The sequence below is a fragment of the Shinella sp. HY16 genome (genome assembly GCF_028534175.1).
In the GTDB taxonomy this organism is placed as follows: Bacteria; Pseudomonadota; Alphaproteobacteria; order Rhizobiales; family Rhizobiaceae; genus Shinella.
In genome coordinates, this window is the sequence record NZ_JAHYXL010000001.1 from 2,051,760 (window position 1) to 2,075,805 (window position 24,046).

At 65.3% G+C, this 24,046-nt stretch carries 22 protein-coding genes and 1 riboswitch; of the genes, 8 read left to right on the forward strand and 14 right to left on the reverse strand.

Annotation, left to right across the window (positions count from 1 at the left end; translation table 11 throughout):
• Positions 1-94: 94 nt before the first annotated feature.
• The 8 genes from cobO to K0P03_RS10405 all read right to left on the reverse strand — a co-directional run bounded on the left by cobO (position 95) and on the right by K0P03_RS10405 (position 11,453).
• Positions 95-736, reverse strand: coding sequence for a cob(I)yrinic acid a,c-diamide adenosyltransferase (gene cobO, locus K0P03_RS10370; RefSeq protein ID WP_023516634.1), 642 nt, complete (start codon positions 734-736; stop codon positions 95-97).
• A gap of 26 nt (positions 737-762) precedes the next feature.
• The gene (gene cobN, locus K0P03_RS10375) at positions 763-4,578 is read right to left on the reverse strand and encodes a cobaltochelatase subunit CobN (protein ID WP_272789523.1); all 3,816 of its coding nucleotides are present in this window, start codon (positions 4,576-4,578) and stop codon (positions 763-765) included.
• A 247-nt stretch (positions 4,579-4,825) separates the two neighbouring features.
• Positions 4,826-5,875 (reverse strand): cobalamin biosynthesis protein CobW, encoded by a 1,050-nt coding sequence (gene cobW / locus K0P03_RS10380; protein WP_272789524.1) that lies wholly within the window; start codon positions 5,873-5,875, stop codon positions 4,826-4,828.
• A gap of 3 nt (positions 5,876-5,878) precedes the next feature.
• Positions 5,879-6,403 carry a bifunctional adenosylcobinamide kinase/adenosylcobinamide-phosphate guanylyltransferase gene (gene cobU, locus K0P03_RS10385; RefSeq protein ID WP_272789525.1) on the reverse strand — a complete coding sequence of 175 codons (525 nt, stop codon included), beginning with the start codon at positions 6,401-6,403 and terminating at the stop codon, positions 5,879-5,881.
• A gap of 1 nt (position 6,404) precedes the next feature.
• Positions 6,405-7,199 carry a CbtA family protein gene (locus K0P03_RS10390; RefSeq protein ID WP_272789526.1) on the reverse strand — a complete coding sequence of 265 codons (795 nt, stop codon included), beginning with the start codon at positions 7,197-7,199 and terminating at the stop codon, positions 6,405-6,407.
• 12 nt (positions 7,200-7,211) lie between these two features.
• Positions 7,212-7,388 carry a CbtB domain-containing protein gene (locus tag K0P03_RS10395; protein WP_050743285.1) on the reverse strand — a complete coding sequence of 59 codons (177 nt, stop codon included), beginning with the start codon at positions 7,386-7,388 and terminating at the stop codon, positions 7,212-7,214.
• Positions 7,389-7,436: 48 nt separating this feature from the next.
• A riboswitch (cobalamin riboswitch) is annotated at positions 7,437-7,803 on the reverse strand.
• A 79-nt stretch (positions 7,804-7,882) separates the two neighbouring features.
• Positions 7,883-9,838 carry a peptidoglycan-binding domain-containing protein gene (locus K0P03_RS10400; protein ID WP_272789527.1) on the reverse strand — a complete coding sequence of 652 codons (1,956 nt, stop codon included), beginning with the start codon at positions 9,836-9,838 and terminating at the stop codon, positions 7,883-7,885.
• A gap of 154 nt (positions 9,839-9,992) precedes the next feature.
• Complete coding sequence (locus K0P03_RS10405) at positions 9,993-11,453, reverse strand: cobyric acid synthase (protein ID WP_272789528.1); 1,461 nt, start codon at positions 11,451-11,453, stop codon at positions 9,993-9,995.
• A gap of 246 nt (positions 11,454-11,699) precedes the next feature.
• Between K0P03_RS10405 and K0P03_RS10410 the strand changes: the two genes are divergently transcribed.
• The 6 genes from K0P03_RS10410 to bmt all read left to right on the forward strand — a co-directional run bounded on the left by K0P03_RS10410 (position 11,700) and on the right by bmt (position 17,145).
• A complete protein-coding gene (locus tag K0P03_RS10410; RefSeq protein ID WP_023517380.1) occupies positions 11,700-11,843 on the forward strand; it encodes a hypothetical protein in 144 nt (47 codons plus the stop codon).
• Positions 11,844-11,983: 140 nt separating this feature from the next.
• Positions 11,984-12,262 carry a hypothetical protein gene (locus K0P03_RS10415; protein WP_156032029.1) on the forward strand — a complete coding sequence of 93 codons (279 nt, stop codon included), beginning with the start codon at positions 11,984-11,986 and terminating at the stop codon, positions 12,260-12,262.
• Between the two features lie 341 nt (positions 12,263-12,603).
• Complete coding sequence (locus K0P03_RS10420; RefSeq protein WP_023517381.1) at positions 12,604-13,602, forward strand: ABC transporter substrate-binding protein; 999 nt, start codon at positions 12,604-12,606, stop codon at positions 13,600-13,602.
• A 256-nt stretch (positions 13,603-13,858) separates the two neighbouring features.
• On the forward strand, positions 13,859-14,770 hold the full coding sequence (locus K0P03_RS10425; RefSeq protein WP_130515587.1) for an ABC transporter permease: 912 nt from the start codon (positions 13,859-13,861) through the stop codon (positions 14,768-14,770).
• Complete coding sequence (locus tag K0P03_RS10430; protein ID WP_023515527.1) at positions 14,763-15,806, forward strand: quaternary amine ABC transporter ATP-binding protein; 1,044 nt, start codon at positions 14,763-14,765, stop codon at positions 15,804-15,806. The genes K0P03_RS10425 and K0P03_RS10430 overlap by 8 nt, the downstream gene beginning before the upstream one ends.
• A gap of 325 nt (positions 15,807-16,131) precedes the next feature.
• The gene (gene bmt, locus K0P03_RS10435) at positions 16,132-17,145 is read left to right on the forward strand and encodes a betaine--homocysteine S-methyltransferase (protein ID WP_272789529.1); all 1,014 of its coding nucleotides are present in this window, start codon (positions 16,132-16,134) and stop codon (positions 17,143-17,145) included.
• A gap of 35 nt (positions 17,146-17,180) precedes the next feature.
• On the opposite strand, the gene K0P03_RS10440 is transcribed toward bmt, so the two are convergent.
• The 3 genes from K0P03_RS10440 to K0P03_RS10450 form a co-directional block, all read right to left on the reverse strand.
• Entirely contained in the window at positions 17,181-17,564 is a 384-nt protein-coding gene (locus K0P03_RS10440) for a DUF1801 domain-containing protein (RefSeq protein ID WP_272789530.1), read from the reverse strand.
• A 188-nt stretch (positions 17,565-17,752) separates the two neighbouring features.
• Entirely contained in the window at positions 17,753-18,886 is a 1,134-nt protein-coding gene (locus K0P03_RS10445) for a pyridoxal phosphate-dependent aminotransferase (RefSeq protein ID WP_272789531.1), read from the reverse strand.
• Complete coding sequence (locus tag K0P03_RS10450) at positions 18,883-19,530, reverse strand: helix-turn-helix transcriptional regulator (protein ID WP_023515531.1); 648 nt, start codon at positions 19,528-19,530, stop codon at positions 18,883-18,885. The genes K0P03_RS10445 and K0P03_RS10450 overlap by 4 nt, the downstream gene beginning before the upstream one ends.
• A 127-nt stretch (positions 19,531-19,657) precedes the next feature.
• On the opposite strand from K0P03_RS10450, the gene K0P03_RS10455 reads away from it, so the two are divergent.
• Complete coding sequence (locus K0P03_RS10455) at positions 19,658-20,005, forward strand: hypothetical protein (RefSeq protein WP_024271524.1); 348 nt, start codon at positions 19,658-19,660, stop codon at positions 20,003-20,005.
• Here K0P03_RS10455 and K0P03_RS10460 read toward each other — a convergent pair.
• Entirely contained in the window at positions 19,990-20,874 is an 885-nt protein-coding gene (locus K0P03_RS10460; protein WP_037409434.1) for a LysR family transcriptional regulator, read from the reverse strand. The two genes, K0P03_RS10455 and K0P03_RS10460, sit on opposite strands and share 16 nt — an antisense overlap.
• Before the next feature lie 130 nt (positions 20,875-21,004).
• On the opposite strand from K0P03_RS10460, the gene K0P03_RS10465 reads away from it, so the two are divergent.
• On the forward strand, positions 21,005-21,271 hold the full coding sequence (locus K0P03_RS10465; protein ID WP_272789532.1) for a hypothetical protein: 267 nt from the start codon (positions 21,005-21,007) through the stop codon (positions 21,269-21,271).
• A 59-nt stretch (positions 21,272-21,330) separates the two neighbouring features.
• Here K0P03_RS10465 and K0P03_RS10470 read toward each other — a convergent pair whose 3' ends face one another.
• Both K0P03_RS10470 and K0P03_RS10475 read right to left on the reverse strand, forming a co-directional pair.
• Positions 21,331-23,502, reverse strand: coding sequence for a vWA domain-containing protein (locus tag K0P03_RS10470; RefSeq protein ID WP_272789533.1), 2,172 nt, complete (start codon positions 23,500-23,502; stop codon positions 21,331-21,333).
• Between the two features lie 14 nt (positions 23,503-23,516).
• Positions 23,517-24,038, reverse strand: coding sequence for an RNA polymerase sigma factor (locus K0P03_RS10475; protein WP_050743294.1), 522 nt, complete (start codon positions 24,036-24,038; stop codon positions 23,517-23,519).
• Between the last annotated feature and the right edge of the window lie 8 nt (positions 24,039-24,046).

Sequence of the window (24,046 nt, forward strand, 5' to 3'; positions counted from 1 at the left end):
AGGCGAGGAACGATCTGCGCGTCGTTTTCCTGCGTCTCCCCGCCTGCGGGGAGAAGGTCTCGGCACAGGAGGATGGGGGCAACGCCCCCGGGGTTTAGTACTCCACGCCCTGCTGCGCCTTGATGCCGGCGCGGAAGGGGTGCTTCAGCAGCTCCATCTCGGTGGCAAGGTCGGCGATCTCGATCAGCTCTTCCTTGGCGTTGCGGCCCGTCAAAACGACATGCGTCATGTAGGGCTTCTCCGTCTTCAGGAACGCAATCACCTCGTTGACGTCGATGTAATCATAGCGCAGCGCGATATTGATCTCGTCGAGCAGCACCATCGAGTTGCGCTCGTCGCGGATCAGCTCCTTCGCCTTCTCCCAGGCCTTCTCGGCCATTGCGACATCGCGCGCGCGGTCCTGCGTTTCCCAGGTAAAGCCCTCGCCCAGCGTGAAGAACTGGCAGAGATCGGAGAAATGCGCCTCGATGAGATCGCGCTCGCCCGTCACCATGGCGCCCTTGATGAACTGCACGACGGCACAGGGCTTCTTGTGCGCGATATGGCGGAAGATCATGCCGAAGCCGGCAGTGGACTTGCCCTTGCCCTTGCCGGTGTGGACGATGACGAGACCCTTCTCGTCCGTCTTGGTCGCCATGATCTTTTCGCGCGCCTGCTTTTTCTTCGCCATCTTCTCCGAGTGGCGGGCAAGCTCGGCTTCGCTCATGCCGGCGGTTTCGTCGTGGTTGTCGCTCATCGTTCTTCCCTTCGTCTCATTCGCAATCAGGAGGCCTTGCGCGCGCCGAGCATGTCCAGGTCGAAGCGCGCGGAATTGGAGCGCGGCGTCCACAAGCCCCGGTCGATCGCCTCGGCAAACCGCGCCGCCAGTTCGGCAAGCGCCGCCGGGTTCTTCTCCATGAGGAAATCGCGCACCCGCTCGTCCAGCACATAGGCCTGGTAGGCCGCCTCGAAATGGTGGTCCTTCACCGCACCGGTCGTCGCGGCGAAGGCGAACATGAAATCGACCGTCGCGGCAATCTCGAAGGCCCCCTTGTAGCCATGGCGCATGACGCCGTCGATCCATTTGGGATTGACGACACGGGCGCGCACGACGCGGCCGATCTCATCCTCCAGCGTGCGCACGACAGGCTTTTCAGGCCGCGACAGGTCGTTGTGGTAGATGACGGGCTGCCTGCCGGAGAGATGCTCCGCTGCAGCCGCCATGCCGCCCTCGAACTGGTAGTATTCATCGCTGTCGAGCAGGTCGTGCTCGCGGCTGTCCTGGTTCTGCACGACGGCCTCGAGGCTCTTCATGCGTGCCTCCAGCCGCTCGCGCATCGGCACGCCGTCGCTCGTCCCGTCATAGGCATGCGCGCCCCAGGCGAGCCAGGCTTCGGCAAGGTCGCCGCGCTCCATCCACAGCCCCTCGTCCATCATCGTCTGGAGGCCGGCGCCGTAGCCGCCGGATTTCGCGCCGAAGATGCGGAAACCGGCCTGCTTCAGCGCCTCATCCTCGGACGTACCCTTCGCCGCCAGCGCTGCCGCCTCCGCCCGCATGCGCGCAGCGATCGGATTGTCGGCATCGTCCTCGTCCAGCGCGCCGACCGCACGCACGGCCCTGTCGAACAGCGCGATCTGCTCGGGGAAGGCATCGCGGAAGAAACCGGAGATGCGCAGCGTCACGTCCACGCGTGGATGGCGCAGCATGGCGGGCGGAATGATCTCGAAGCCGGTGACACGGCGCGAGGCCATGTCCCAGGTCGGCTTGACGCCGATCAACGCCATGGCCTGGGCAATGTCGTCGCCGCCGGTGCGCATGTTGGAGGTGCCCCAGGCGGTGATGCCAAAGGAGGTCGGCCATTCGCCATGGTCCTGCGCATAGCGGGTTACGAGCAGCTCGGCAGATTTTTTGCCAAGCTCCCAGGCCGCCGGCGTCGGCACGGCCCGGCTGTCGACGGAGTAGAAATTGCGCCCGGTCGGCAGCACGTCCGGCCGCCCGCGCGTCGGCGCGCCCGAGGGGCCGGGTTCGATGAAGCGGCCGTCGAGGCCGCGCATGAGCGCCGTGATCTCCGCCGCTCCGCAGGCGGCAATGGCCGGACCGATGGTGCTTTCGATCGTGTCGAGCACGGCGCGGGTGGCGTGCCAACCTCCCGGGCAAGGGAACGTGCCGTCCACCAGCTTTGCGGCGAGCAGCTCGACGCGCTCCACGGTGTCGCCATTGCTGCGCCATGGGGCGTCGGACTGGGCTTCGAGGATTTGCGGGCGCGGGCCGGTCCACGGGTCGGAGGAGATACAGTCGAGCGGGTCGAAGTCTTGCCGCGGGATATCCCCTCTTGAGGGGGAGACGCCCGGCAAGGCAGAGGGGGGTATCGCAAACGCATCCGCAGCGATCGCCCGCTGCAGGCTCGCCTCGCCGCCCTCGCCAAGGCCGCGCGGCACGCGGGCGAGCGCCAGCGTCAGGTCGGTCAGGAGCCGGCCCTCGGGCGAGACGCCAAAGACGTGCAGGCCGTCGCGGATCTGCATTTCCTTGAGGTCGCAGAGATAGGCGTCGAGCTTCTGCAACGCCGTCTCCTCGCCATCGCTGCGGGCGATGCCGGCGTCGCGGTCGAGGCCGATGTCGCGCACAAGATCGAGAATCTGCTTCGTCAGCAGCTTGATGCGCCGCGGATCTCCACCGGAAGCCTCGTAATACTCGTCGACGAGCGCTTCGAGATCCTTCAGCGGGCCGTAGGTCTCGGCACGGGTCAAGGGCGGCGTCAGATGGTCGATGATGACGGCGGCGGAGCGGCGCTTGGCCTGCGTTCCCTCACCCGGATCGTTGACGATGAAGGGATAGAGATGCGGCACCGGGCCGAGCACGGCCTCCGGATAGCAGGCCTCCGACAGTGCCAGCGCCTTGCCGGGCAGCCATTCGAGATTGCCGTGCTTGCCCATATGCACGATGGCATGCGCGCCAAAATGCCGGCGCAGGAAGGCGTAGAAGGCGAGATAGCCGTGCGGCGGCACGAGGTCCGGCGAGTGGTAGGTGTCCTTCGGATCGATATTGTATCCGCGCGCCGGCTGGATGCCGACCAGCGTCTCGCCGAAACGGGCGAGCGGCAGGGCGAAGACATCGCCGGTGACGAAGGGATCGTCCTCCGGCGCGCCCCAGCGGGCCGTCATCTCCGCCTGAATCTGCGTCGGAAGAGAGGCAAAGAAAGCCCTGTAATGATTCAGGGAAAGCGTTTCGCGGATTTCGCGCCCGTCGCTCGCCGCATTGGTCGGGCCGGCCATCAGCTGGGCGATCAGCGCGTCGCCATCGGCCGGCAGACCGTCGACCGCGTAGCCCGCCGCCGCCATGGCGCGCAGGACCTCCAGCGTGCCGGCGGGCGTGTCGAGGCCGACGCCGTTGCCGAGGCGCCCGTCGCGGTTCGGATAGTTCGCCATGACGAGGGCGATGCGGCGTTCCGCCGGCACTGCCCGCCGCAACCGCGCCCAGCCGGCGGCCAGCCGGGCGGAAAAGCGGATGCGGTCCTCGACCGGATCGAGGCTGACAATGTTCGTCTCGACGCGCTCGTCATAGCGTGCGGCCGCCTTGAAGGAGACGGCACGGGCGAGCACGCGGCCATCGACCTCCGGCAGCGAGACGTTCATGCCGAGATCGCGCGCCGTCAGCCCCTGCCCCGATGCCTCCCAGGCCTCGCGCGAAGAGCCGGAGAAGACGACCTGCAGAACCGGCGCGCCGGTCTCGTCGAGCACCGTCGGCTTTCGGCCGGCACCGGGCGCGGACACGGCGAAGCTGGTGGCGTTCAGCGCCACCTCGGGCTGGACATCCGCGAAGGCGGCGCGGACCGTCTCGATGGAGACGGGCTCCTTGAGACTGGAGACGAAGAGCGGCAGGGCCCGAACACCTTCGGCCGCCAAGGCTTCGATCAGCATTTCGACCGGGCGCGTCTCGCCACTCTGTACATAGGCGCGGTAGAAGCAGATGGCAGCGGTCGGAGGAGCGTGTTCCTCTAAGGCGGGGCACGCGACACCCGCCAGCCCCTGCCAGGTCTCGATATCGACCACACCCCGCCCCGGCCACCAGATGCCGGCCTTTTCCAGCGGCGTTGCGGGTTCCGGCTTGCTGCCGCCCAACACCAGCGCGTCGGCATAGGCGAGGAAACGATCCGCGTTGTCCGCGCCGCCCTCGTTGAGATAGGCCCAGAGGCTCTGGCGGTCGGCGTCGTCTATGCGGTTGAAGGGCACGAGGCCCTCGTCCGGCCGGTCATCGCCGGGCAGCGCCACGAGCCGGACGCCATTGGCGACAGCGGTTGCAAGCAGCGCTTCCAGCACATAGCGGAAGTAGCTGGCGCCGCCGAGGGCGCGGATGACGATGAGTTTGGCGTGGCGCGCCGTACGCTCGATATAGGTATCCACCGACATCGGGTGGGAGAGCGTGGCGAGACTGGCGAGCCGCAGCCGCGTTTGCGTCGCGCGCGCCCGGTGGGCGGCGGCGATGGAGGCAAGCTCCGTGTCGGCGGCCGAAAGGAAGAGGATGTCGCCCGGCGTCTGGCCGAGGTCGATCGCCTCCTTGCCATCGGCGATGGTGCCCTTCTGGGCTAGAAGGAGATGCATACAGCGCCTCCCTTCTGCCGGCACATCGAGCCGGTGGTCCCTTGGGTCAAGCCCGAAGATGGCGATGGACGGCAGGGACAGTGGGCAACGATCATCCCCCCCGCGCCGATTGATGGGCTTTGCAGCCTCTCCTCCCCTCCGTCATCCCCGGGCTTGGCCCGAGGATCCATCGACGCGGCACGCCCAAAAAGGCCGAGCCGCACCTGAAACGCCGAAGGGAGGGACTGCTGCATGCTCATGCCGGAACTCACACCGCCGCGGCGATGGCCGCACGCACGGCAACTTCATCCATGTCATGCAGGCCGATGACGACGAGGCGGGTACCGCGGGCCTCGCCCGGGGCCCAGGCACGCTCGAAATAATGGTCGATACGGCTGCCGACGGCCTGGATGAGCAGGCGCAGCGGCTTGCCGGGCACATCGGCAAAACCCTTGACGCGCAAGACGTCATGCGTGGCGATGGCGCCCTTGAGGCGCTCGATGAAGGCGGCCGGATCCACGATGGCGGGCAGCTCGACGACAAAACTGTCGAACTCGTCGTGGTCGTGCTCCTCACCGTTCTCGTGCTCCATCTCGTGGTGCGACTTGCGGTTGGCGATGTCGTCCTCCGTGCCGACGCCGAGGCCCAGCAGTACGGCGGCGGCGACCTCGCCATTCTTCGCCTCGATCATCGAGGGTTTGCGTTCCGTGCGAGAGGCGACCTCGTCGCGCACCGCCTTGAGGCCTTCGGCATCGATCAGGTCGGTCTTGTTGAGCACGATAAGGTCCGCGGCGGTAAGCTGGTCCTCGAACAGTTCCTCGAGCGGGCTTTCATGGTCGAGGTTCTCGTCTTCGACGCGCAGCGCATCCACCCGGTCGTGGTCGTCGGCAAAGCGGCCGGCGGCAACAGCGGCGCTATCGACAACCGTCACCACGCCGTCCACCGTCACCTGTGTCTTGATTTCCGGCCAGTTGAAGGCGGCGACCAGCGGCTGCGGCAGGGCGAGACCCGAGGTCTCGATGACGATGTGGTCCGGGCGGTTTTCCCGCTCCAGCAGCTTCGTCATGGTGGGAATGAAATCATCGGCGACGGTGCAGCAGATACAGCCGTTGGTCAGCTCGATGATGTCGTCCTCGGTGCAGGCTTCCGCGCCGCAGCCCTTCAGCACGTCGCCGTCGACCCCGAGATCGCCGAACTCGTTGATGATGAGCGCGATGCGTTTTCCTCCGGCATTCTGCAGGAGGTTGCGGATCAGCGTCGTCTTGCCCGCGCCGAGGAAGCCGGTGATGACGGTGGCGGGGATCTTCTGTTGCAGCATGGCTCAACCCTTCATTTTCAGCGGCAGACCGGCCGCGATAAAATAGACTTCAGGCACGAGGGCGGCGACCTTCTGGTGCAGCCGCCCGGCATGGTCGCGGAATTCGCGCGCCATGCGGTTTTCAGGCACGATGCCGAGGCCGACCTCGTTGGAGACGAGCACGATCCGCCCCGGCGCCTGTCGAAGAGCCTCCAGGAGGCCCGAACATTCGGCGGCGATGTCGCGCTCCTCCAGCATCAGGTTCGTCACCCACAGCGTCAGGCAGTCGACGAGCACGGCCCTGTCGGCCCGGGCGACGTCAGCGATGCGCGCGGCAAGCGCCAGCGGCTCCTCATGGGTTTGCCAGCCGTCGCCGCGATCCTCCCGGTGCCTTGCGATGCGCTCGCGCATCTCGTCGTCGAAGGCGCGGCCCGTGGCGATGTAATGACGCGAGAGGCCGGTCTCGGCGACCAGCCTCTCGGCAAAAGCGGATTTTCCGGAACGCGCGCCGCCCAGAACCAGGACGGCTCCGGGCGATGTCACTGTCATATCAGGCTGCCTTGGCGATCTTCTCGTTGGCAAAGCCGAGCGAGAGGCCGAGCACGATCCAGAAGAACAGGGTCGTGGCAAGGGCAGCGACGGCGAACTCCGCACCGAGCACGGCCGGAACGTTGCTGGAAATGTCGCTGGGCTGCGGGGCGCCATAGACCTGTGGCGCCGCGATCAGCGCAATGCCGATGACCTTGGCGACGATGTTCGGCTTGAGGAACAGCAGGTAGAGGCCGGCCGCCGACAGGATGACGGTTGCGATCCACCACACCTGGCGGTCGCCGAGATCGGCGGCAGGGAAGCCCGGAAGCTCCGGCGGCAGGCCGATGGCCGGCAGCATGTGCACGGCAAGCCAGCCGGCCGCGCCCCAGAGCGCGCCGTTCGCCACCGTGATCGGATGGCCGGACACGAGGCTGAAACCGGCAAGCAACAGGCCGAAACCGGCGCCCGTGACGAGGTTTGCCAAAAGCGTGCCGGAGAACCGGCTCATGCCGAACATGATGCCGCCTTCCTCGTGATCCTCGCCCTCATGGGCATAGGCGACGGAGACCGGCGAGAGCGCAGAGGCCATGTCGAGGATGACCGCGCCGAGCGAGGAATGCTCCTGCGTCTGTGCAGCGCCTTCCGTGCCCGTGGCCGGCGTCGTGCCTTCGGTTGCGGGTGCGGCTCCATCGCCGCCTTCGAACTCCTCGGCATGCAGGATGAGCGGCACGACTCGAGCCTCCTGGGCGGCTGTCATCAGCACGCCGGAGAACAGCCCGGCCACCAGGGCGGCCAGGAGATAACGAACGATCATGTCGAAAACTCCTTAGTGGCAGGGAAAGCCGTAGGAGTGACGCGTATCGTGTGCCGTGTCGTGCAGCACGGCGGAATTCGCAAGGCCCGCACCGAACACCAGGAAGGCGCCGAGCAGAAGAGCGAAAACACCGGCGACGAGACGGTCGTTTGCGGAAAGGGTAACAGAAGACGTAGTCGAAACAGCCATGACAACCTCCGTGCAGGCAGCGGGGAAACCTCCCCAGGTCGGACGAAATGTCCTTCACATTGGCTGGCAGGTCTCCTGGCTCGCAGCGTCGGGCGTTGAAAACGCCTGCGGGGCCCCCTCGCCTTCCCAGGCTAAGGCATCGCGAAAAGGCGGACGATTCGTAGAAGAAGAGGCGTCCAACCCCTGCTGATCGCGATGCCACCCAGTGGCTTTTCCGTCTGGTTCTCACAGCGCGAAACCAAGGCACCATCGCCCCGCTCCCCGCAGATCCTCCCATCCGGATGGGCGTCCCTCGCCACTCTACAGTCGCGGGGTCGGCCGTGATTGCAGCGCCCTGATTGGGTCCGCCGCGTCACATTCCCATTTACTCCCCGATCCGTTTCCGGATCCGGGAACCATCCAATAGTCTGGATGATTATGCTTCCACCCCCGGGAAGTCAATCGACCGGCAGCGTCATCACCTGTGCTGAAACCGCCGCCCGGCCGTCGTATTCTCAATAGCCGGGGATGATCACCAGACCGCCGCCATCGTTGTAGTAGCCGTCGTCGCGGTAGTAGCGCTCGTAGTAGCCATCGACCGGGCCTTCCAGCACGTCATAGTCCTGCTGGTAGCGGCGCTGGCGATTCTGCCGGGCCTCGGCATATTGCGCAGCCTGCCGAAGGGCACGGTACTGCTGGCGGGAAAGATAACCATCGGCGCGGTAGCCCGACGAGCCCTGCCAGGCGGCGATCGCCGAACGGGTGCGCGAACCGAAGACGCCATCGACGCCGTAGGTGTTGAAGCCGAGCATGCTGAGCCAGCGCTGCGCCTGGGCGCGGGTCGAGCGCTCCATATAGGCCTCGCGCCGGTCGACGATCGGCTGCTCGGCCTTGCGCTCAGTCTCGACAATCGCCGTTTCACTGTCCGTCCTGGGCTTTGCTTCCTGCCGGGCGGTGTTTGACAGCGCCGACAGGCGCTCGCGCGCATCGGCGACGAAGCGGCCGTCCGGATATTCGTCGAGATAGGCGCGGAAAGCCTTTTCCGAGCCGTCGAGCACGGCCTTCTGGAAAGTCTCTTCCTCGCGCTTGGCCGCATCGTCGGCCTGCTCGACGGCAAGGCCGCGGTCCTTCCTGTCGGCGCCCTGCGCTTCGTTTTCACGGGCGGCAGTCGCCGTGTCGTTCTCCTGCGCGGCACGCTCGGCGGCGGCCGCCTCCTCGGCGCGCTTTTCAGCCTCTTCTGCAAGGCGGGCCGCCTCGGCAGCCTTCGCCTCGGCATCGGCAGCCGCCTTCGCGGCTTCCGCCTTCAGCCGCTCCACCTCGGCCGCCTTTTCTTCGGCAAGCTTGCGTGCAGCGGCGGCCTCTTCCTCGATCCGCGCCTTCTCGGCCGCAGCCGCCTTCTCCGCTTCGACGCGCTTGGCTTCGGCTTCGCGCCGGGCCGCGGCTTCCTCTTCCGCACGCGCCTTTTCCGCAGCGGCCGTCTCTTCGGCCTTTCGTCGTTCGGCTTCCGCCTTCAGCCGGGCCGCTTCCTCCGCCTTGGCCTTGTCGGCGGCAGCCGCGGCCTCCGCTTTCAGCCGGTTGGCCTCGGCAGCCTGCTCTTCGGCGCGTTTGCGGGCAGCCGCTTCCTTCTCTTCCGTCTCCGCCTTCAGGCGTGCGGCCTCTTCGGCCCGGGCCTTCTCCGCCGCTGCGGCTTCCGCGCGCGCCTTCTCGTCGGCCGCAGCCTTTTCCTCGGCAAGCTTGCGCACTGCTGCGGCCTCTTCGGCCTTCTTCGCATCCGCCGCCGCCTTCAGGCGCGCAGCCTCTTCGGCCTGGGCCTTCTCCGCCGCTGCGGCTTCCACGCGCGCCTTCTCGTCGGCCGCAGCCTTCTCTTCGGCAAGCTTGCGCGCCGCCGCAGCCTCTTCGGCCTTCTTCACGTCCGCTTCCGCCTTCAGGCGCGCGGCTTCCGCGTCCGCCTTCGCCTTTTCCGCCTCCGCCGTTTTGCGCGCATCCTCCTCGGCCTTCAAACGGGCCGCCTCGGCGTCGGCCTTTGCTTTTTCAGCCTCGGCGGTCTTGCGCGCCGCTTCTTCAGCCTTGGCCTTTTCCACTGCGGCCTGTTCTTCCGCCTTCGCCTTCTCGGCCGCAGCAGCCTCGTCGGCCTTCGCCTTGGCGTCCGCCTCGGCCTGCTGTGCCGTGCCCGTCGCCGGCTTCGCCTTGGCGGCGGCCTGCAACTCGGCAATGCGCAGACGCGCCATCGAGGCGAAGGTGCCGTTCGGATACTGTTTCAGATAGCCTTCATACTGCGTGACATCGCTGCCCGCAGAGACCTTCTGCCAGAGGGAAAACTCCTCTTCCCAGCGCTTGCCGGCACTGCCGGCCTCCTTACCGGTGGCGCTCTGCGCAAAGACGGCCGCCGGCTGGCCGGCGAGCGACAGCCCGACGATGCCGGCAATGCCGAGCCGCACCAGAACGGAGCGTGCGAGAGGTCCAGAACCCATGTATCTCACCCTTTCGGATCGCGCGAAGGCGCCAGCACCCGGCGATCCCGGGCGGATTTCCGTCACTCCTCGCACCGAATTCTGGCGCAACTTTGGTGCGGCAGGCCGGCAGCGTAGGAACCCGATGGCTGTACGTTTCAGATGGGCGGTTTAATCAGTCCCGGCTTAAAAGACCGTCGAGCCAGTGCGGATCGAGAACGGCCTCCAGCTCCGCCGCAATACCATCGAGCGCCGCATCGACACTCTCGCGGTAATCGAAGCCGCCGCCCTCAATGCCGAAATCGGCCAGCAGCCGCGCACGGTAGGCGTCGCTCGACAGGAGGCCGTGCAGATAGGTGCCCATCACCCGCCCGTCGGCCGAGACCGCACCGTCCGGCCGCCCGTCGATACGGACAGAGGGGCGAAGCGTATCCGGCCCGGTGGTGCGGCCGAGATGGATCTCATAGCCCTCGAGCGGCACATCATATTGCAGGGAGCGGGCCGCGCTGTTGCGCACGGTCTTTTCCGGCGCCATCTCGGTCTCGACCGCCAGCAGGCCGAGGCCCTCGACCGCGCGCGCGCTGCCCTCGATGCCAAGCGGATCGGCGACGCGGCTGCCGAGCATCTGGTAGCCGCCGCAGATGCCGATGACCCGGCCGCCGCGCCGCATATGCAGGGCAAGGTCTCGGTCCCAGCCGGCAGCGCGAAAATCCGCAAGATCCGCGATAGTGGATTTCGAGCCCGGCAGGACGACGAGGCCTGCATCGGCCGGAAGCCGCTCGCCCGGCCGCACGAAGACGAGGTCCACCTCCGGCTCGGCCTTGAGCGGATCGAGGTCGTCGAAATTGGCGATGCGCGAGAGGACGGGCACGGCGACCTTCAACGCGCCGCCACCGCCCCTGGCGAGGCGCTCCAGCACGACCGAATCTTCGGCCGGCAGGCGCGCGGCCTCTCTCAGCCACGGCACGACGCCGAAACAGGGCCAGCCGGTGAAGCGGGCGATCTCGGCAATGCCGCTGTCGAACAGCGTCCCGTCGCCCCGGAACTTGTTGATGAGATAACCGGTGACCATGCGCCGGTCTTCCTCCGGCAGGATGGCATGGGTGCCGACCAGCGAGGCGATGACGCCGCCGCGATCGATATCGCCGACCAGCACGACCGGCACGCCGGCGCGCGTGGCAAAGCCCATATTGGCGATGTCCCCGGCCCTGAGGTTGATTTCCGCCGGCGACCCCGCGCCCTCGACAACGACGAGATCGGCGCCGGCGGCAACCGTCTCGAAACTTTCCATGACGGCGCCCATCAGCTGCGGCTTCAGCGCCTGGTAGTCGCGCGCCTTCGCCTGCCCGAACACCCTGCCCTGCACGATGATCTGGCTGCCGACATCCGATTGCGGCTTCAGGAGAACCGGGTTCATGTGCACGGAGGACGGCACGCGGGCAGCCAGCGACTGCAGCCATTGCGCCCGGCCGATCTCGCCGCCATCCGCCGAGACGGCGGCATTGTTCGACATGTTCTGCGGCTTGAACGGACGCACCGCCAGCCCGCGGTTGGCGGCAATGCGGCAAAGCCCCGCCACCAATACCGTTTTTCCGACATCCGAGCCGGTGCCCTGCAACATGATCGTTCTGGTCATGCGGCTCTCGTAGCATTCCCATACATTCCCGAAAAGCCCTGACTTACCGCAATCTTGCCGCAATCTCTGCCCGGCCGGCGACGCATTTTTCCACGGCTTCGCCATGCACCGCGAGCATGGCTGTCATGCTGTTCCCTTTGCGACATATTCCGCCGTGAACGACCATGGTTTTCGCTCCCGGGAGTGCCTATATCAGCGTCATCACACAGCCGGGGCGCGTGGCTTCGGGTTTCAAGGACAAAGACAATGCTGTTCATCTTCAGCAAGCCGAATTTCGTACAGATCGCCTGGAACGGCGAAGCCCCCCAGAGCCAGTCCCGCGTGCGCAACGTCGTGATGGATGCGCCGCTCGGTCCCCTCGGCTTCATCCGCACGCGCAACGTCGGCTGATCTTTCGAGCGTGACGTCAGGTCCGCTCGTCTACGGCGCCGTCTCTCTCCGGGAGGCGGCGTTTTTTATTGCCTTTCAGGGCCCTTGAACGGCGAAAGCCGTGCATCCCTTCCGGTGATACACGGCTTGCCAAAATACGCATGGCGGCATCTGACAAATACGCGTCAGAGCCAGGCACCCCGGTACGCAATACCTTTCCGGAGCAGGCGGCGATGTCCCCCGCCGTGAGAGAACAAATAGCGGCACATCCTTACCGGACCGTTATCGGGACCTTAAGCAAAGATGAATCGCGCTCTTTTTTGAATATTTTTGCGATTATTTTCAAAAGGCCCGAAGCGGCGCGTTCGGAACAGGATTTGTCCGCTTTCAGCGACCATCGCGGCACGCCACGCAAAAGGGCGCTCGATCATTTGCCCTGACGCGAGCAAACGCCCAAAATTTCCACCACAGGGTTGCCGGTATTTCAGCCTTTTGCCCTCCGGCAAAGGGCTCGACGGCGGCCACCGGGCGCGCAGGAGGTTGATTTCTCTATGGGAACCCGTAGGCTACCCCTCGTGACGCACGAAGACAGGTTGCCGGTGACAGGGTTCCGCCGGCAAGTCAAAAAAAGCTCGGCGTCGCTGCAGCAGGGGGATTGGCTCGCCTCACCTGGCATCGGATCCCCGTGGCTGTCGCAAAACTTTCGGGCAGTCGGGATAACGCAGTAACCTGCGCTGCCCTCCGGGTTGATCGCTGCATCCAAGACTGGGAGGTCTTATCCATGAAGAAGCTCCTTGCTTCCACCATCCTTGCTGCCGGCCTTTACGGCTTTGCCGGTTCTGCCCAGGCGGCAGAATGCGGCGAGGTCTCGATCGCCGAAATGAACTGGGCCTCGGCGGGCGTCGCCGCGCATGTCGACAAGCTCATCCTCGAAAACGGCTATGGCTGCACGGTCACGCTGGTGACCGGCGACACGATGCCGACCTTTACCTCCATGAACGAAAAGGGCGAGCCGGACGTCGCGCCTGAAATGTGGGTCAATGCCGTGCGCACGCCGCTTGACACGGCGATCGCCGAAGGCCGCCTGATCCAGCTTGCACCGCTGCTTTCGGAAGGCGGCGTCGAAGGCTGGTGGATTCCGAAATTCCTCGCCGATGCCCATCCGGACATCAAGACCGTTCAGGATGCGTTGAAACACCCGGACCTCTTCCCCGCGCCGGAAGACGCTTCCAAGGGCGCCGTGCACAATTGCCCCTCGGGCTGGAACTGCCAGGTCTCGACGGACAACCTCTATCGCGCACTCGACGCCGACAAGGACGGCTTCACGCTCGTCGATACGGGCTCGGCAGCGGGCCTCGACGGCTCGATCGCCAACGCCTTCGAGAAGAAGAGCGGCTGGCTCGGCTACTACTGGGCGCCGACCGCCATTCTCGGCAAGTACGAGATGACCAAGCTCTCCTTCGGCGTCGAGCACAACAAGGCCGACTGGGATGCCTGCACCGCCGTGCCGGACTGCCCCAACCCGAAGGTCAATTCCTATCCGACCTCCGACGTCTTCACCGTCGTGACCAAGGCCTTCTCCGAAAAGGCCGGCGTTGCCATGGACTATATGAAGACGCGCCAGTGGGACAACGGCACGGTCGGCAAGGTGCTTGCCTGGATGGATGCCAACCAGGGCACCAACGAGGACGCCGCAAAGCACTTCCTCGAAACCTATCCGGACATGTGGACCAAGTGGGTCGCACCGGAGATCGCGGAAAAGGTCAAGGCCGCACTCTGACGACGGTCCGCCGGCAGCCCTTTCCGGCTGCCGGCCTTCCAGCGACCTGAACGAGGGTGCAGGCAAACCGCCCGACGCCCGCCCAAGAAACTGCAGAGGTCGCAAACAGCACAGTATCAAGCGGCAGTTCGTGCGAAGACGGACTGCAAGCCGGGAACCAGAACAAGAATATCCCTGTGCGCGCCGTTTCGTTCGCAAGGCAAGAACATGCCCTTGCGGAGCGGGACAATAACTTCCGGTAGAAGAGGGGAAGAGGATGGCAGGCCTATGCGAACTATTGCCAGGCTTTCTTTGCAAGTTTCCGGCTTTCAGTGACACCAGTATCCGCGGAGCAAGAAAAGTCATCGACGACGGCTTCAAGAGCCTCGTCAGAAGTTACGTCAACATCATCGATGCAATGGTTCAGCCGTTGCAATGGTTCCTGAACTATCTGGAGCGGCTATTCGTCAGTTCGCCCTGGCCGATCATCCTGATCGCGATGCTGGCCATCGTCTATTTCGGCAGCCGCAACATCAAGATTACCATTGGCACGGCCATCTCCATGTGCGCCATCGGCCTTCTGGGCCTGTGGAACGACACGATGGTGACGCTCGCCATGGTGACGGTCTGTACGCTGATCGCCGTCATCGTCGGCATCCCGATCGGCATTCTCATGGCAAGGTCGGATCGGGTGCAGGCCTTCGTCAACCCGATCCTCGACGTGATGCAGACGATGCCGAGCTTCGTCTATCTCATCCCTGTCGTCATGATCTTCGGCATCGGCAAGGTGCCGGGCCTCATCGCGGTCGTCATCTATGCCGTGCCGCCGATGATCCGCCTCACCAATCTCGGCATCCGCCTCGTCGACAAGGAGGTGCTGGAAGCGGCCGACGCCTTCGGCTCCTCCGGCTGGCAGAAGCTGAAGAACGTGCAGATGCCCCTTGCCCTGCCCACCATCATGGCCGGCATCAACCAGACCATCATGATGTCGCTCGCCATGGTCGTCGTCGCCTCCATGGTCGGCGTCGGGGGGCTCGGCAAGAACGTGCTCCAGGCCATCAACAACCAGTTCTTCACGGTCGGGTTCCTCAACGGGTTCGCGCTCGTGGCCATCGCCATCATCTTTGACCGCACAAGCCAGGCCTATGGCAAGCGGCTGCAGAAGCATTCGGAGGTAATTCATGGTTAGTCATGCAATCGAGGTCCGCAATCTCTACAAGATCTTCGGACCCCGCGGCGGCGACTATGTCGATGCGGTCAAGAACGGCCTCGGCAAGGCCGAGCTGAACCAGAAATACGGCCATGTGCTCGGTCTGCGCGACATCAACATCTCCATGCCGGCCGGCGGCATCATGGTGGTGATGGGTCTGTCCGGCTCGGGAAAGTCGACGCTGATCCGCCACATCAACCGGCTGATCGACCCGACTGCCGGCGAAGTGCTCTATGACGGCGTCGACGTGTGCCGGATGAACGAGAACGACCTGCGCGAATTCCGCCGCCACAAGACGGCGATGGTGTTCCAGAAATTCGCGCTGCTGCCGCACCGCACGGTCCTCGAAAACACCGTCTACGGCCTCGAGATCCAGGGCGTGGCACAGGCGGAGCGCGAAAAGCGCGCCAAGCAGTGGATCGCCCGCGTCGGCCTTGCCGGCTTCGAGAACCACTATCCGAACCAGCTTTCGGGCGGCATGCAGCAGCGCGTGGGCCTTGCCCGGGCACTGACCAACGACGCGGACATCCTCTTGATGGACGAAGCCTATTCGGCGCTCGACCCGTTGATCCGCGTCGACATGCAGACCGTGCTGCTCGACCTGCAGAAGGAGTTGAAGAAGACCGTCGTCTTCATCACCCACGATCTCGACGAGGCGCTGCGCCTCGGCGACAAGATCGCCATCCTGCGCGACGGCATGGTCGTGCAGCAGGGCACCGGGCAGGAGATCGTGCTGAACCCCGCGGACGAATACATCACCGCCTTCGTCAAGGAGGTGAACCGCGGCCGGGTGGTGAATGTCGAGACGATCATGGCGCCGCTCTCGGGCAATCCCGAGGGCATGCCGATCACCACGGGCACGGTGCTCGAAATGGCCGCCCGCGCCATGACGGCCGCCAACCAGACGCTCGCCCATGTGGTCGACGAGGCGGGCCGACCGATCGGCGCTATCAGCCTCAGCGCCATCATCTCCTCGATGGTGACGCCGACCAGCCACGAGGCGAAGGCGGCCTGAACCGCACCGCAGACGGACTGAGAGGGCGCTCCCGAGCGCCCTCCTCCCGTTTGGGAACGGGCCGGCTTCGTTTCGCCCCGTTCCTCCCCACCCTACACACCGCCGTCTCCTTCCTTTCTTGCCTTTCCTCGGGATCCCCCGCTCTCCTTCCTCACCCTCGCGCTTGACCCGAGGGTCCACGCGGCATCCGGAGCTGTGGATGATCGGGGCAAGCCCAGCCATGATCGAGGCAAGGGTTGCGACCTTCCGCGAACGAGCCGCCAATCCGCCGTTGCAATCACATAAAGAAATCTTTATATGATGTGACAAACAGAAGGATCCACCGATGACCGCGACGAACCCGCTTGCCCAGCTTCTTGCCGAAAAGCCCTTCCTGCTCGCCGATGGCGCGACCGGGACCTCGCTCTTCGCCATGGGCCTCGAAGCCGGGGAAGCACCGGAGCTGTGGAACGAGGCCAAACCCGAGAACATCACGAAGCTGCACCAGGACTTCGTCGATGCCGGCGCGGACATCATCCTCACCAACACCTTCGGCGGCACGCGCCATCGCCTGAAGCTGCACCATGCGCAGGACCGCGTCTTCGACCTCAACAAGAAGGCCGCCGAGATCGCCCGTGCCGTCGCCGACAAGGCACCGCGCAAGGTGATCGTCGCCGGTTCCGTCGGCCCGACGGGCGAACTGCTCGTGCCGCTCGGCGCGATGACCTATGACGATGCCGTTTCCGCCTTCGCCGAACAGATCGAAGGTCTGAAGGCCGGTGGTGCGGATGTCGCCTGGATCGAGACCATGTCCTCGCCGGAGGAAATCCGCGCCGCGGCCGAAGCGGCCACCAAGACCGGCATGCCCTTCGTCTATACCGGCTCGTTCGACACGGCCGGCAAGACCATGATGGGCCTGCATCCGCGGGACATCCATGGCGTTGCCGGCGATATCGGCGCGGGCCCGCTCGCCGTCGGCGCCAATTGCGGCGTCGGCGCGTCCGACATCCTGTCCTCGCTGCTCGACATGACCGGCGCCGACCCGTCCGCGACCGTCGTCGTCAAGGGCAATTGCGGCATCCCGGAATATCGCGGTGCGGAAATCTACTATTCCGGCACGCCGCCGCTGATGGCCGAATATGCCCGCCTTGCCCGCGATGCCGGCGCGCGCATCATCGGCGGTTGCTGCGGCACGTCCTGCGAGCACCTCGCAGCCATGCGCGTTGCGCTCGACGCGCATGAGCCGCGCGAACGTCCGACGCTGGAAACCATCATCGAAAAGATCGGCCCGCTGCGCAACAAGACCGCCGACGAAAGCGCCGCCGCACCTGCCCGCGAACGCGGCCGCCGTCGCGGCTGAGGCCAGAAGGGCGCCCGGTGGGCGCCCTTTGTCGTTCAGGCACCCGATTTTCGCCGGTGATAGGTCAGGGCGGCGTGGAGACAGAAGGCCAGCGGCGCCCGTGGCAGTGGTTCACCCGCGGGAATGAGGATCGCACGATTGCCCTCAAAGCCAAAAACCCCTTCAAACTGCATCCGGAACGTCGGCACGAGCGTGGTCTGGCAATTGAAGAACACCGCGCCGCAATCCGCCGCCTGCCGGGAAACGCCCAGCCGGATGGAACTGCCCGACCGGCTCTCCTGCGTGAGATAGGCCGGCTCGCCCCATTTGAGCGTTTCAACAAGGGCGCCGACGCCCGGCGTTTCCGCGGCGACCGCGAAGATCGCCTCACGGATTTCCATTAATCGTGCCCGCACCGCCGCCGGATAGCGGTCGAACACCACGGCGACCAGTGCCGGTATCGGCGGAGCAGTCATAGTGTCTCCTTTCGCTGGGCGTGCCGCTGTACACTGCCGCAGCGCGTCTGCTCTGTCGAGAGGAGGACGATCACGCATGAAGGAAGCCACCGCACGCTTCGAGAGAGGCGGCGGCAGCACCGGACCCCGATTGCCGGACCGTCGGGAGGAGCTTACGACGCTTCCAAAAACGCCCGCCATGCTGCAAGTCCCGCCTCCATGTTGCGCCGACCGACGCCGACACGGAAACGATCCGACGGTACGGGCAGAAGGTCCGAGACATAGAGGCTGGAAGGCAGCAGCAGCACGCCCTTCTCCTCGACCAGCCGGCGGCAATGCTCCTCGACGCCATCCGCACCGCGATAGCGCGGGAAGGCGACGCAGCCGCCGTCCGGCTCGGCCCAGTCGTAAAGATCCGGATAATCGGCGAAAAAGGCACCGAGCTTGGCCATATTCTCCGCGCAGAGCGTGCGGTTGCGGGCGAAGATCGTTTCGCGTGCCTTGATCGCGATACCGGCCAGCACCTCGGAGGGGCGCGCATTGCAGATGGAAAGATAGTGTTTCATCTTCTCCATGCGCGACAGCAATGCATGGTCACGGCTGGCGATCCAGCCAACACGCAGGCCTGGCAGGCCATAGGCCTTGGACATCACATTGAGTGAAATACCCCTGTCGAACAGGTCGGCCGCCTGCGGCAGGCGCTTTGCCGCGTCGATCTCCAGTCCGCGATAGACCTCGTCGGAAAAGAGATGGATGCCGCGCTCGGCGCAAAGATCGACCAGTCCACGGAAAATCGCCTGATCGGCGATGGTGCCCGTCGGATTGTTCGGGAAATTGACGGCGATGAGTTTTGTTTCGGGGCGCAACGCGGCGCGCACGTCGTCGAGATCGAGCTGCCAGCGGTTTTCCGGCCGGAGCGCAATGCCCGTGACGTTGCCTGATATGGTGACCGGCATGGTCTCCATCGACTGGTAGTTCGGCACGGTGACGATGGCATGGTCACCGGCTGAAAGCAGCGCCAGCATGGCGCAGTACAGCCCCTCCTCCGCGCCGGCGAAGGTCAGGATGTCGGCGCCCGACAGCGTGTCATAGGTCGTTGCGATGGTCTCGCGCAGCTCCGGCGCGCCCCAGGTTTCGGTATAGCCGAGCGCCACGCGCTCCCAGGCCTCGCGATCCGCGGGTCCCGCCAGCGCCAGGAGGTCCGACATGGTCATCGTCTCGGCATCGCTTGCCGTCATGTGGTGGCGCGCCTTGAATTCCCAGCGCGAGAAATGGGTTTCGAGGCGGAAATCCGGCAGCGTCGTCACAGGGTCCTGTCCTTCTGGTTCTGGCGCCGGGCATCGGCGAGATAGTTGTAGATCGAAGCGCGCGAGGCGCCGATGAGGCCGGCGAGATGATCGACGGCATTGCGGGTCTGGAACAGGCCGCGTTCGTCGAGCGCGGCGACGAGCGCCACCCGGTCGCCCTTCTTCAGCGCCGTCAGCGCCAGCCCGCGGGTGCGCAGCCAGTCGTGCAGCGCCGTGTTGATCTCCTCGCGCCAGTCGCCGGCAAAAAGCGAGGCCGGGCGGGCGGCTGCTGCACCGGTAAAGGCCGAAAGCAGCCTTGCCGCGGCATCGAAATGCGAGACATCCATGTTGATGCAGAAGAGGCCGAGCGCCTGGCCGAAATCGTCCTTCAGCACCGCCGTCACCGACTTCAGGCGCCGCCCGTCCTCGCCGGTCTTCTCGTAGGGGCCGTAGATGCCGCCCTCGCCGGCTTCCTCCAACTCCTCCTCGACGAGCGATTCCATGCCCGCCTTGCGGCCGGAAAAGGCATTCCAGATGCCGGCGATCAGACCCGTCTCGAGATCGTGCAGCACGACTTCGGCATGGGGATAGAACAGGGTCGAGATGGCCGCGGCCGTCGCGGTGTGCTGGCGAAGCAGCAGGTCGGCATTCGATGAGTCGTACATGCGGACAAACAACCCAAAGATAGATAATTTGTCAATATTGGATTTTTAGTCCAAACATTCACCGACCGGCTTGCGACCCGCTTTTTCCCTGTCCTATTTAAGACGACGTGATTCTTGGGAGACCATCATGAGTGCCGATCTTGCAGCCTTTCCCGACCGGGAGACCGTGGCCGACAAGCTGGGTGCCCTCGGCGAAACCGAGCAGGCCTATCTGCGCCTGCTGATGGAAAACCCCAAGCAGGACGAGAACCTGCTTGGAGGCCTCGACCTGTATCTCAACCGCGCCGCCGCTGCCCGCTTTCTCAACTCCCTGAAGCTGGAAAAGCTCGGCGAATGGCTGGGCGAGGCGGCGCCGGCGCGCCTGCAGATGCGGCTGACTGAAGCCGCCCGCTCCAGCCAGCACGCCGCCTATGCCGCCTTCCGCGCCGGCCTCACCCGCTCGGGCGGCCTCGAACGCGCCTATCCGAAGGCCTGATCGGCCGGCACCGCCAGCGGCCCGAAGGATTTGCGGATCATGTCGGCCATGCCGTCGATCGTCGGCCCGCTGCGCCGCGGATTGCGCTTCAGCACGACGCGGGACGAATCGATCGGCGGAAAACCGTCCGCCGCGGTCAGTTCGCGCGTGCCGGGCGGGATGTTGCTGCGCGACAGCGGCGCGACGGTCAGCCCGCTCATGACCGCCGATCGCAGGCCCCCGCTGGTGTCGCAGGTATAGGCGATGCGATAGGGGATCGTGTGCCGCTCCAGCGAGCGCAGGGCGAAATCCCGGCACCAGCTCGAGCGCCAGTAGACGGCCACCGGCATCGGGCGTTCCAGATGCCGGTTGTGCGCCACGGAGGTGACCCAGACCGTCGGATCGATCGCCAGAAGCTCGCCGGAGACCCCGTCGCACCAGTCGAAGATGATGGCGAGGTCGAGCTCGTCGGCCTCCAGTGCCGCAAGCTGCTGGGCGGTGTAGCCACAGAGCACCGTCACCTCGGTATCCGGATGGATTTCCGCAAACGCCGCCAGCGCATTGGGCAAGACCGTCTGGTTGTATTCCTCGGGAATGCCCACGCGCACCGGGCCGTCGAGCGGCACGGTGCGCATCGCCGCCGTCGTCTCGTCGACGAGCCCGACGATGCGCCGCGCATAGGGCAGCAGCCGCTGGCCTTCCCGCGTCAGGGCAACACCGCGCGGGCCGCGCTCGAAGAGCATCGCCCCCACCGAATCCTCCAGCTTGCGCACTTGCATGCTGATTGCCGATTGCGTGCGCCCGAGCCTGTCGGCGGCATGGGTGACATTGCCGGCCTGGGCGACGGCGACGAAAATACGGAGCAGATCGCTTTCGAGAGGGGGATACATGGCGCCATCGCTTTTTCTGATGCCTGCCATAATCGCTATTCGTTTGTGAAATGTCTACGGTTTTGCTTGGCTTTGTCGTGAAAGAGAAGGCAAGGCCATGGGAATCATCGGAAAACTACGAGAAGAATGGATGCGGTTTCGCCGGAGGCAGGCGGAGCGGGAGGCCTTGCGGCTGCTCATTGCTAGGCGCGATACACGGTTGCTGCGCGATGTCGGGCTGACATTGGCCGAAGGCACCGCGCGCGGCTACGAGACGCTGCCACAAGCAAAGGAGCGCCGCTGGACGGCGCCCCTCATCCGGCTGCGACTGCTGCCACCCAGCACGTGGAGCGAAGGCGATGTGGCGCCGGCGGCCGCAAACAACAGTTGCAAGGCGGCGGAAAAACCCGCCGCTTAGCCCGTCTCCCCCCAATGCGGGGGAGACGTTTCGGCAGGCCGAATGAAGGGCGACCAGCCCTACTCCGCCTTTTCGCCGGAAAGGCCGCCGGCGAGCTGGACGAGTTTGAGGAACTCGGCGCGATAGCCGAAGGGGTCGTTGCCCTTCGCTGCCTCTGCAAGCCCGAGGATCGAGCCATAGGCATAGTCCTGCAGGGCCGTCACGCCCTTCAGCTTCTGCCCGAAGGCGGCGACGGCGACCGAGAAGCGTACATCCGTCGAGGCGGCGCTCACATCGGCGACGGCATTCGCATCCGTCACCGGCAGGGTTGCCAGTTCGCTCGTCTCGCCGCCCGGCTTCTTCCAGCGCATCTTCAGGAAGGCGAGTTCGCCGCTGCCGCTCTCGGCCGCCGGCTGTGCCTTGCCATAACGCAGCGGGTCGTTCAGCACGGCGGGGCTGCCCTTCGGCGTCACCTCGTAGATCGCCGTCACCCGATGGCCGGAGCCGATGTCGCCGGCATCCACCTTGTCGTTGTTGAAATCCTCGCGGTTGAGCACGCGGGTCTCGTAGCCGATCAGGCGGTATTCGGCGATGCGGTCGGGATTGAACTCGATCTGGAACTTGACGTCCTTGGCAATGGGGAAGAGCGAGGAACCCGCCTCCTCCACCAGCGTCTTCTGTGCCTCGGCCAGCGTATCGATATAGGCTGCCGTGCCGTTGCCGTTCTGCGCTAGCGTCTGCATCATGCCGTCATTGTAGTTTCCGCGGCCAAAACCAAGCACCGAAAGGAAGATACCGCTCTTGCGGCGCTCCTCGATGATGCGCTTCAGGTCCTCGTCGCTGGCCGGGCCGACGTTGAAATCGCCGTCCGTCGCCAGCATGACGCGGTTGACGCCATCCTTCTTGAAGGCCTTCTCCGCCAGCCGATAGGCCGCCTCGATACCCTCGGCGCCCGCCGTCGAGCCGCCCGGCTGGAGCGTGTCGATGGCGTCGAGGATTTTCTGGCGGTCCTTCGCTGCCGTCGGCTCCAGCACCACGCCGGCATTGCCGGCATAGGTGACGATGGAAACGGTGTCCGTGTCCTTCAGCTTGCCGACCAGCAAGCGGAAGGCGCCCTTCAGCAGCGGCAGCTTGTCCGCCTCGTCCATTGAGCCGGAGACGTCGATGAGGAAGACGAGGTTGGCGGCGGGCTGCGCCGTCGGCACCGTCTCGAACCCCTTGATGCCGATATGCAGCAGCTCGGTGTTCTTGTTCCAGGGCGTTGGTATGACCGTGACGGTGGCGTTGAACGGCTTTTCCGCGGTCTCCGGCCCCTTCCAGTCATAGGGGAAGTAGTTGACCAGTTCCTCCACCCGCACTGCCTCGAGATCCGGCAGGCTGCCGCCGAGCAGCGCGCGGCGCACATAGGAATAGGAGGCCGTGTCGACATCAGCCGAAAAGGTCGAGACCGGATCGGTGGTGACGCTCTTGACCGGATTGGGATCGGCCGAAGCGAAACGCTCGCGGTCCTCCTCGGGCACGGGCATCGCGATGGCATCAGCTGCCGCGGAGGGCTGTGTTATGGCGCGGCTCAGGGCCTGCATGTTGGCGGCACCCTCGACGACAGCAGATTCGTGTCCGCTGAGATCGATATGACCAACGGACGTTTCGGCAGTGGTCTGGCTCAGTTCCGGCGTCGGAACAACCCCGCCGAGCAAGGATGAATCCGGGACGGTGGCGACCACCTCCTCCTGACGGCTTTCAGCGAGCGGGGCAGGTTCGGTAGAGAACACCGTGGTCGTCTGAGTGGCGTCCGCCTTCGCTTTCGCATCGGACGACCGCTTCGCACTGCCGCCCTGGCCGCTCTCCTTCAACGCGGCTGAAACGTCTTCCGCATTGAATTCACCCGCCTTCGCTTCCAGCTTGCGCGCACGCAGATCGGCATCGACCGGCTTTTCTACGACCTCCGTCTCCGTGGTCAGCGGCACGGTGCCATAGCGCACCAGTTCATAGCTGACAAGACCAGCGACGGGCACGACGAGCAGCGTGGCAAGGGCCGAGCCGGCGAGAAATTTGCGGTTCATGATGGGGCTCCATATCCGGTTGAAGATGGAGCTTTGACGCCCGCCCGAGCACGATCCTTGGGGGCTGGTCGCATTTTTTTCCGCGCCGTCGAACGCCTCCATGGCGGCGGCAAGCGCGCGGGCACGGGCCGCGGGGTCGGCGGCGGGAGCCCTGTTGCGGGCAAGTTTTTCGAGGTCGAGATCGCTCATCGTCTGTCCTTCCGTCACGCGGCCGCATCGCGCAAAAGCACCTTCAGGCGCTTGCGGGCTTCGTGCACATGCCAGGAAATCGTCGTTTCGGCGCAGCCGAGCACATCGGCCGCCGCCGCATGGCTGAGCCCCTCGCCGTAGATCAGCAGCACGGCGTCGCGCTGCTTGTCGGGCAACTGCCGCACCGCCTGCCAGAGCTCCTCATTGCCGTCGTCAGCGGGGGCATCGTCCAGCACGGCCTGTTCGCGCAGATAGGCGGCGTCGCGCCATTCGGCCCGGCGCCGCTTGCGCAGCTGGTCGCGCGCCGCATTCAGCGTCACCGAATAGAGCCAGGTCCCGAAGCGGCTGGCGCCCTTGAAACCGCGGATGGCGCTGGCAAGGCGTATGCACACCTCCTGTGCCACGTCCTCGGCATCCTGCCGGTCGCCGCACCATCGCCAGGCGACGGCATGGATAAAATCATAGCGGCCTTCGACAAGCGCGGCGAACGCCTGCCTGTCGCCTGAGGCCGCCTTTTCGACGAGTTCTGTTTCCACGGGTCCAT

Coding starts and splice junctions, on each gene's coding strand:
- cobO (WP_023516634.1), bottom strand. CDS start 736: ATGAGCGACAACCACGACGAAACCGCCGGCATGAGCGAAGCCGAGCTT.
- cobN (WP_272789523.1), bottom strand. CDS start 4,578: ATGCATCTCCTTCTAGCCCAGAAGGGCACCATCGCCGATGGCAAGGAG.
- cobW (WP_272789524.1), bottom strand. CDS start 5,875: ATGCTGCAACAGAAGATCCCCGCCACCGTCATCACCGGCTTCCTCGGC.
- cobU (WP_272789525.1), bottom strand. CDS start 6,403: ATGACAGTGACATCGCCCGGAGCCGTCCTGGTTCTGGGCGGCGCGCGT.
- K0P03_RS10390 (WP_272789526.1), bottom strand. CDS start 7,199: ATGATCGTTCGTTATCTCCTGGCCGCCCTGGTGGCCGGGCTGTTCTCC.
- K0P03_RS10395 (WP_050743285.1), bottom strand. CDS start 7,388: ATGGCTGTTTCGACTACGTCTTCTGTTACCCTTTCCGCAAACGACCGT.
- K0P03_RS10400 (WP_272789527.1), bottom strand. CDS start 9,838: ATGGGTTCTGGACCTCTCGCACGCTCCGTTCTGGTGCGGCTCGGCATT.
- K0P03_RS10405 (WP_272789528.1), bottom strand. CDS start 11,453: ATGACCAGAACGATCATGTTGCAGGGCACCGGCTCGGATGTCGGAAAA.
- K0P03_RS10410 (WP_023517380.1), top strand. CDS start 11,700: ATGCTGTTCATCTTCAGCAAGCCGAATTTCGTACAGATCGCCTGGAAC.
- K0P03_RS10415 (WP_156032029.1), top strand. CDS start 11,984: ATGGCGGCATCTGACAAATACGCGTCAGAGCCAGGCACCCCGGTACGC.
- K0P03_RS10420 (WP_023517381.1), top strand. CDS start 12,604: ATGAAGAAGCTCCTTGCTTCCACCATCCTTGCTGCCGGCCTTTACGGC.
- K0P03_RS10425 (WP_130515587.1), top strand. CDS start 13,859: ATGGCAGGCCTATGCGAACTATTGCCAGGCTTTCTTTGCAAGTTTCCG.
- K0P03_RS10430 (WP_023515527.1), top strand. CDS start 14,763: ATGGTTAGTCATGCAATCGAGGTCCGCAATCTCTACAAGATCTTCGGA.
- bmt (WP_272789529.1), top strand. CDS start 16,132: ATGACCGCGACGAACCCGCTTGCCCAGCTTCTTGCCGAAAAGCCCTTC.
- K0P03_RS10450 (WP_023515531.1), bottom strand. CDS start 19,530: ATGTACGACTCATCGAATGCCGACCTGCTGCTTCGCCAGCACACCGCG.
- K0P03_RS10455 (WP_024271524.1), top strand. CDS start 19,658: ATGAGTGCCGATCTTGCAGCCTTTCCCGACCGGGAGACCGTGGCCGAC.
- K0P03_RS10460 (WP_037409434.1), bottom strand. CDS start 20,874: ATGTATCCCCCTCTCGAAAGCGATCTGCTCCGTATTTTCGTCGCCGTC.
- K0P03_RS10465 (WP_272789532.1), top strand. CDS start 21,005: ATGCGGTTTCGCCGGAGGCAGGCGGAGCGGGAGGCCTTGCGGCTGCTC.
- K0P03_RS10470 (WP_272789533.1), bottom strand. CDS start 23,502: ATGAGCGATCTCGACCTCGAAAAACTTGCCCGCAACAGGGCTCCCGCC.